Source organism: Bacillus sp. LSHTCR4 (assembly GCF_057197025.1).
The window spans coordinates 1-8,215 of record NZ_JBXUNO010000007.1 but is presented as its reverse complement, the minus strand read 5'-3'; the positions used below and the strand labels follow the sequence as shown (position 1 = coordinate 8,215).

The window sequence follows — 8,215 nt, the reverse complement described above, 5'->3', positions numbered from 1 at the left end:
GGTGAAGAAACAGAGAAGCCAGGTGAAGAAACAGAGAAGCCAGGTGAAGAAACAGAGAAGCCAGGTGAAGAAACAGAAAAACCAGGTAAAGAAACAGAGAAACCAGGCGAAGAAACAGAAAAACCAGGTAAAGAAACAGAAAAGCCAGGCGGAGAGACAGAGAAACCGGGGGAAGGAATGGAAAACCCAGATAAAGAAAAAGAAGATCCTACTTTACCAGAAAAAGGACAAGGTACCTCTCATGCTCAACAGCTTCCAGCCACAGGACATGATATGAATTATCTTCCATTCGTTGGCTTTGCTCTTATTTTATTAGGGATACGCTTAAGATTTATGACTAGAAATAACTAATATGTTTTATAAAAGGCATAAGAGAAATATTATCTCTTATGCCTTTTATTTTTTTATTTAAGCTTCCATAACTTTAAGCATTCGATTTAAAAATGCGGCTGATTCAGCGCGTGTTGCTGTGCCTTTTGGTACGAATTCATTTCGTTCGTTCCCTTTTACAATTCCGTATGCATAAACGTTTTGTAATGCTTTTTTATCGTATGCTAAGTGTTGGTCAGTGAATGGTAATTTCACTTCTTTTCTATAGATCCATTTATATTCTAGTGCACGGTCAATCATAATAACAGCTTCATCACGTGTTATTGTAGCATTGGGATCAAATTTATTATTCCCACGACCATTAATGATACCTGCGCTAGCAGCACGTTTAATTCCATCTACTAAAGATGGATGTGCTTCGTTTAAGTCTGTAAATTTAGCGTTTCCAGCAGGTAGTTTTAAAGCTCTCGACATTAAATTTGCAAACTCAGCTCGTGTTACGAGGCGGTTTGGCCAATAAGAACCATTTCCATCACCGAACATGATTTTTCTAGCTGCTAACTGACGAATGTCTTGCTCATACCATCCACCTGTAATGTCGTCTTTTTCATGAGGGACTTCTGGCGGAATAACCTCTTTACGATGTTCATTATAGTAAGCGTTCGTGCCTTTTAAGAAAGCATCCCATTGTCCGCGTTGAATCATAAATGCAGGGCAGTTTTTTCCGCTCCAAAATTGATGTTTTTGAACGTGATCGAGGGAGATATTTAATTCGTTCATTAAATAGGCTGCTAATTTTCGTGCGTTTTCTACTGCTTTAGCATAATTTCCATCACTATTCACAGCAATTTCAATACCGATAGATTCATAGTTTCCGGTTTTATTTCCAGCATGCCAACCAACTTCATTTAATGGTAAATGTTGATAAATTTCTTTGTCATCTACTGTGAAATGCCAAGATGCTGAACGATCAGTATTTCCGCGGGCTTGATTATCTAAGTACTTCGCATGATTTAAAGCGTTCGCACCTTTACTTGTATTGGCAGTTTCGTGAATTGTTATGTATTTTGGTTCCATTGCGTAGCCAGGACGAATGTTTTCATTACCTTTTGGTACGATCATTTCTTTAAATGTAACACCATAAATATTATTTGTAGGTAAATTAGATGGTGTTTTGAAAAATGTTGCACTTCTATTTTGGGTAGTACTTGGCTTTTCGAATAATGATGCTTTCGTGCCTTCGAATGTAGCTGAAGGAGCATAAATCCACTTCTCAGTTTCGTTCATTTGAATTTTAAACCAATTCCCAGCTTGTTCAGTAGGAGCTACTGTTTGTGGCTGTAATTTCGTTTCTTCTTTAAACGATTGGAAAGGGAAGGAATATATTGATGTTTCTTCTGATACAATTAGCTTTTGATTCGAGAGTTTATGAATCTCTTGTACTTCTAAACTATTACTTTCCTTATTAACCCAGCCAGAACCAAACGTAGTTTGTATGTAGTATGCATTCCCTTTTTTCTTTGTTGCCTTTACTACTGGTTCAGCAATTTCAATATTTGTTTTGGTTTTTAAGTCATTTGAATCGTATAGTGGCAGTTTTGTTGATAAGTGGAGAAGATATTCACCCGAGATTTCAAGGTCGTTTTCTTCGTCATGTCTATGCTGTTTTGCATGTTCTTCAATGCTTTTTAAAGCTTGTTCATCCATAGACAATTCCGCAGTTTTCTCTATACTTTCTGCGAATGAATGGGTAGGTGCTACAAATGTTTGTAATGCCAAAGATATTGCTAAAATGTTGTAAAGCTTTTTTTTCATAGTTGTTTTAACACGTGATAGTCTTTCTTGCGTGTTAAGAGTCCTCCTTTATATGTATTTAAATTAGTAGCAAGTACTAATACGTTCTAGATTGTAACAAGAGTATATTGTAATGTCTATACAACTAGAGAAAGTTCGTTAAAAATCAATATTCAGTTTGTTTTAAGTAGGATATTAAAATAAGGTAAAACCTTCTGTATTGACCTGCAAACGCCCTTCAAGTAAACTAAAGAGAGTTTGCAAATGAAAAGGTGATAATGTTGTTAATTTCAATTAAAACGTTACAAGATGATCGTTTTTTACGTCCGCTACAAAATATTGGCGGCTTATTTTTTGAAGATAGTACGATTGGATTTGAACAAGAGGAAGCAAATCTTATCGTTGATATACACATTGAAGAGAATGTGAAAGCATCTGCTCGTTTAACAGATGTTGCGACTGGAAATGTGTATGAAGAAACATTCGCAAAAGATTTATCTGCTTTTACAGATGAAAAAGAGCGTATGAAGCAAGTGAAACACGTTGTTTCTTATGTATATCTTTCAGTTCTTCAGCAGTTAACAGGCCTTGAACAAAGCTGGGGTATTTTAACGGGAGTTCGTCCGACAAAACTTCTTCATAAAATGCTTCAAAATGGTATGTCAAAAGAAGAGGCGCACCAAGAACTTCGTGAAAGTTACTTAATTCATGAAGAGAAAATTGAACTTCTTCAGCGTATCGTTGATTGTCAATTAGCGGTAGTTCCGGATTTATACCGTTTGAAAGAGGAAGTAAGTATTTATATCGGTATTCCATTCTGCCCAACAAAATGTGCATATTGTACATTCCCGGCGTATGCAATTAACGGACGCCAAGGCTCTGTTGATTCATTCTTAGGTGGATTACATTATGAAGTTCGTGAAATTGGTAAGTTTTTAAAAGAAAAAGGTGTAACAGTTACGACGATTTATTACGGCGGCGGTACACCGACAAGTATTACAGCAGAAGAGATGGATATGCTGTATGAAGAAATGTATGAAGCGTTCCCAGATGTAAAAAATGTGCGTGAAGTAACAGTTGAGGCAGGTCGCCCAGATACAATTACGCCAGCAAAACTAGAAGTGTTAAATAAATGGAACATTGACCGTATTAGTATTAATCCGCAGTCATACCATCAAGAGACACTAAAAGCAATTGGACGTCACCATACTGTGGAAGAAACAATTGAGAAGTATCATTTAGCTCGTGAAATGGGAATGAACAATATTAATATGGATTTAATTATTGGTCTTCCTGGTGAAGGGCTAGATATCTTCAAGCACACGTTAGATGAAACAGAAAAGTTAATGCCAGAATCATTAACAGTTCATACGTTATCATTCAAACGTGCTTCTGAAATGACGCAAAACAAACGTAAATATAAAGTAGCAGGTCGCGAAGAAATTACAGCGATGATGCATGAAGCAGAAGAGTGGACGCAAAAGCATAATTACGTACCATATTACCTATATCGTCAAAAGAATATTTTAGGTAACTTAGAGAACGTTGGTTATGCAACGCCGACGCAAGAAAGTATTTACAACATTGTTATTATGGAAGAAGTACAATCGATTATCGGACTTGGCTGTGGGGCATCAAGTAAATTTGTTCACCCGAAGACGGGAGCAATTACGCACTTCGCAAATCCGAAAGATCCAAAATCATATAACGATGGCTTCGTAAAATATACAGAAGACAAACTGAAAATTTTAGAAGAGCTATTTGCATAAGATGAAGGGGCTGTTCCAAATTGGGACAGCTTCTTTTTTATATTGTCTGTTTTTGTCGGTAAGTCGATATATTCGAAAAATCGCTGATATAAATTGAGTTATGGTCGATATATTTTAAAAATCGCTGATATATTTCAAGTTACGATCGATATATTTTAAAAATCGCCGATATAATTTCACTGACCGCCAAGTAGAACTGTTTGTAAAACTATGTCGATAATAATCAGAAAAATTAGTCAAATCATTAAAGGACAATGTCTACTTATGGACGAAATGATAGATTTATGAAAGAGAAAAGGGGGAAATTGTTGGCATGTACATGACGATAGGGAGAATTTTCGATTTATCTGTTGGTAAGTATCCGAATAAAGAGGCATTAGTGGAGCCGGAAAAAAATATTCGCTGGACATATAAACAGTGGGATGAGCAAATAAATAAAACCGCGCACGCTCTATTAGAAGAAGGGGTAAGAAAGGGAGATACTGTATCTGTTTACTTATATAACTGCCGTGAATTTGTAAACGTTTACTTAGCCTGTGCGAAAATTGGTGCAATCTTTAACCCAATTAATTTCCGCTTAAAAGCAAAAGAAGTATCTTATATTCTCCAGGATGCATCCTCGAAAGTAGTTGTTTTTGAAAAAGCAGTTGAGCCAACTGTCGCTATCATTGAACGAGATTTTCCAAATTCGTCTTTTTGGTATGTAGAAGACGATACACCTTCTTATGCTAGCTCCTACCATGAAAAAGTAAATGAGGCATCTTCCGAAAAAGTAGATATTGAAATTGGTGAAATGGATTATTGTTCTATGCTGTATACGAGCGGTACGACAGGTCATCCGAAAGGCGTATTACATCGTCATCGCGAAATGGCTGAGCATAGTATGATTTGTACGTATTTCCTAAAATATAATCGAGATAGTGTTGGGCTTGTTGTAGCACCGTTATATCATTGTGGTGAGTTGAATGCTGGAATTATACCGCGTATTCAAGTTGGTGGAAAGAATGTTATTTTACATCATTTTGACACAGAAACAGTATTACATACAATTCAAGAAGAGAAGATTACGACGTTTTTTGCAGCACCGACGATGTGGAATATGCTGTTGCAAAAAGATTTAACAGAGTACGATTTAACTTCGATGAAGATTGGTATATACGGCGGAGCAGCGATGGCTCCAGCGTTAGTGAAGGAATGTAAAGAACGTCTTTATATTGATCTTGTACAAATTTATGGAATGACAGAAATGGGACCTGTTGTTGCGTTTCTCGTAGAAGAGGATCAAATTACGAAAGCAGGCTCAGCAGGAACACCGTGCTTTAGTCATGAAATTCGAATTGTGAAACCGAGTGAAGATGCACCGGCAGAGCCAAATGATGTATTGCCTCCTTATGAAGTAGGGGAGATTATTTTGCGCGGTCCAACTATGATGGCTGGTTATCATAACCGAGAAGAGGCAAATGCAAAATCGATGTATAAAGGGTGGTATCACTCTGGTGATTTAGGTTACTTCGATAAAGACGGTTATTTATTCGTCGCAGATCGCGTGGATGATATGGTGATTAGTGGCGGCGTTAATATTTATCCACGTGAAATTGAAGATTTCCTCCATAGTCATCCTGGTATATTAGATGTTGCCGTACTTGGTGAGCCCGATGAATTATGGGGAGAACGTGTTGTGGCAGTCGTTGTAAAGAAAGATGAACATATTACAGAGGCTGATTTAGAAACATATTGTAAAGAAAGTGACGAATTAGCAGATTATAAACGTCCTCGTCATTATTTATTTGTGGATGAACTGCCTCGTAATGCGAGTGGAAAATTACAAAAATTTGTCCTGAGAGAGTCGTTGAAAGGCGCAAAACAATAGGAAGTAGAGCAGTTGTCTATACAGATAAAGCTATCTTTTCTACTACGAAAAGGTAGCTTTATTTTTTAAAAAACGATTAAAAAAATGGTATGTATCTTCTAGGCAACCTCCTTTTATTATTATGTTAATATACTTTTGGAGCGTTGTGCTTTGAGTGAAAATGCCTTATATTTCGCTTTAAATAAGGGTTTAGTAAATTAATTAGGTGATTTTTATAGATGTTGAAATAATAATTTTAGTTAGAGTGGAAGGAAGTTATGAAGGAGAATTATCGGTAAAGGATAAAGAAATCCAGTCATCAGATGACCTGATGAACAAAATGGTCATTTAGTATATTTTGGTAGTATGAATATAGTAACAAATTAATATGTAAATGAACAGTCTTGTAATGTATTTTTATTGGGACTAGTATTTATTGTTGGCTGCCCGAAAAAAGTAGAAATGAACACAGTATAGTTAATGAATTGTGCTGTTTATTACTTTATGTTTTAGAACTAACGATGGTTTGATGCTGCAAATAATCTTTAGTCCGTACCCCCTTGGTTTAAGGGGTATTTTGGGTGGAATGGATCTCACGGCAAAAAGGATTAACAATTAATATTGGAGGTTTTATGAGTACATATTTAAAAAGAATATCTGTGATTTGTTTTATTTTTACGGTTCTTATTGGACAAATCTTTATGCCTATCATAGGGCATGCTCAAGAATTAAATACGACAGGATTTGTGGATAGTTTTTCATTTGAAAAGACGAAATTAAATTATGGAGAAAAGACTACGATACATGTAAACTTTAGTGAAAAACCTGGAAAGAAGATGAAGTCTGGGGATACATTAACGTTAGCACTTCCGCCAGAATTAAAAGGTTATAGTGGCACAATTCCATTAAAGGATGATTCAGGGCGTATTTTTGGTACGTGCCAGATTAATGCAAATAATGTAGTTTGTACATTTAATGATACGGTAGAAAAGCTTGAAAATATTAGAGGGAACTTTAATTTCACTGTTCAAGGTACGAATGTTGAAGCCGGAAAGACGAAAGATGTACAAACGAATTTAGGGACAGATTTAGAAAAACAAATGGTAAGTATTACGCATCCAAAAGGAGAGGGTACAGAACCAGGGATCTTTTTCTATAAGTCTGGTGATATTCAGCCGGACAAAAGTAATGAAGTGCGTTGGTTTTTAAATATAAATTTAAAGAAACAATATTTACATGACAACATCGTTTTAAAAGATACGTTACAAAAAGGACAAACGCTAAATAAAGATAGCTTTACCATTACTATCAATAATAAAGAGTATTTATCTCTTAAACAATTTCAAGACCGAGGTTATGGATACATTAAGCTTACTAGTGATAACTCATTTGAAGTTTTAATTTATAGACATATGGCGAACGCTACGTCGTTTACCATTTTCTATACATCAACGATTACTGATAGTGGGAAAAAGTTGAAACATCTACAGAATGACTACAAGCTTGATTATCAAATTTTATATGAGAAACCGATTTCTGAATCTAATAGTGTAAAGGTTGAAAATATATCATTTGGCGGCGGGGCTGAAGGGGTTTTACCTGCGAAAGGAACGTTGCAGATTGTTAAACATATTGAAGGAGACGAGAATAAGTTTATCCCAGGTGTTTCTTTTAAATTGTTTACAGAGTCAGGTCAGCAAATTGGTGATTCCTATACAACAAATCAAGACGGAATAGTTGAAGCACCAAACCTTACTCCAGGTAATTATTACGTACAAGAAATTTCTGCACCGAACTATGTAGAGTTTGATTCACAAGCGAAAATTCCTTTCACAATTAAGACGGATGCTACAAATGGAATAAAACTTATGGTGCCAAATAAGTTAAAAACTACATCTGTTGCAGGAACGAAAACGTGGGAAGGCGATAAAGTAAATGATCGCCCAAAAACGATTAAAGTAGATTTACTGCAAAATGGTAAAGTCATTGCAACGAAAGAAGTTACGGCAGCAAATGATTGGAAATATGAGTTTGGAAAGTTACCAGCAGTTGATAATGCTGGAAAAGCTTATACGTATGAAGTGAAAGAACAACCAGTATTAGGATATCAATCGAAAGTTAACGGATATGATATTACAAATATAAAAATCCACGAAGTAACAGAAGTAGAAGAGCAAGGTAAAGAAGAAACAATAGAAGAACTGGAAGTCCCAAGTGAACCGCAAGCACCAAAAGTAACAGAAGAGCCAAATGTGCTAGAGAAGCCAGAAGTTACAGAGAAACCGGAAATTCATGTAACACCAGAAGAAGAGCAAACTAAAGAAGAAACAACAGAAGAGATAAAAGAAGAAAAACCGGAAGAACCGAAAGTAACAGAAGAACCAAATGTGCTAGAGAAGCCAGAAGTTACAGAGAAACCGGAAATTCATGTAACACCAGAAGAAGAGCAAACTAAAGAAGAAACAACAGAAGA

Annotated in this window: 5 protein-coding genes; 4 read left to right on the top strand and 1 reads right to left on the bottom strand. The window is 35.9% G+C overall.

Annotated elements, in window-relative coordinates; genetic code table 11:
* Window positions 1–351, top strand: a 351-nt coding sequence (locus tag AC2CGR_RS25780) for an LPXTG cell wall anchor domain-containing protein (RefSeq protein WP_484481333.1), incomplete at its 5' end; no start/stop codon positions are given.
* Window positions 352–408: 57 nt separating this feature from the next.
* Here AC2CGR_RS25780 and AC2CGR_RS25775 read toward each other — a convergent pair.
* Window positions 409–2,145 carry an S-layer homology domain-containing protein gene (locus AC2CGR_RS25775; protein ID WP_102990448.1) on the bottom strand — a complete coding sequence of 579 codons (1,737 nt, stop codon included), beginning with the start codon at window positions 2,143–2,145 and terminating at the stop codon, window positions 409–411.
* Window positions 2,146–2,402: 257 nt separating this feature from the next.
* Between AC2CGR_RS25775 and AC2CGR_RS25770 the strand changes: the two genes are divergently transcribed.
* The 3 genes from AC2CGR_RS25770 to AC2CGR_RS25760 all read left to right on the top strand — a co-directional run.
* Complete coding sequence (locus tag AC2CGR_RS25770; RefSeq protein ID WP_484481332.1) at window positions 2,403–3,893, top strand: coproporphyrinogen III oxidase; 1,491 nt, start codon at window positions 2,403–2,405, stop codon at window positions 3,891–3,893.
* A gap of 313 nt (window positions 3,894–4,206) precedes the next feature.
* Window positions 4,207–5,763, top strand: a complete 1,557-nt coding sequence (locus AC2CGR_RS25765) for a fatty acid--CoA ligase (protein WP_087966711.1) — start codon at window positions 4,207–4,209, stop codon at window positions 5,761–5,763.
* 560 nt (window positions 5,764–6,323) lie between these two features.
* Window positions 6,324–8,215: Cna B-type domain-containing protein (locus AC2CGR_RS25760; RefSeq protein WP_484481331.1), on the top strand; the 1,892-nt coding region annotated here is incomplete at its 3' end.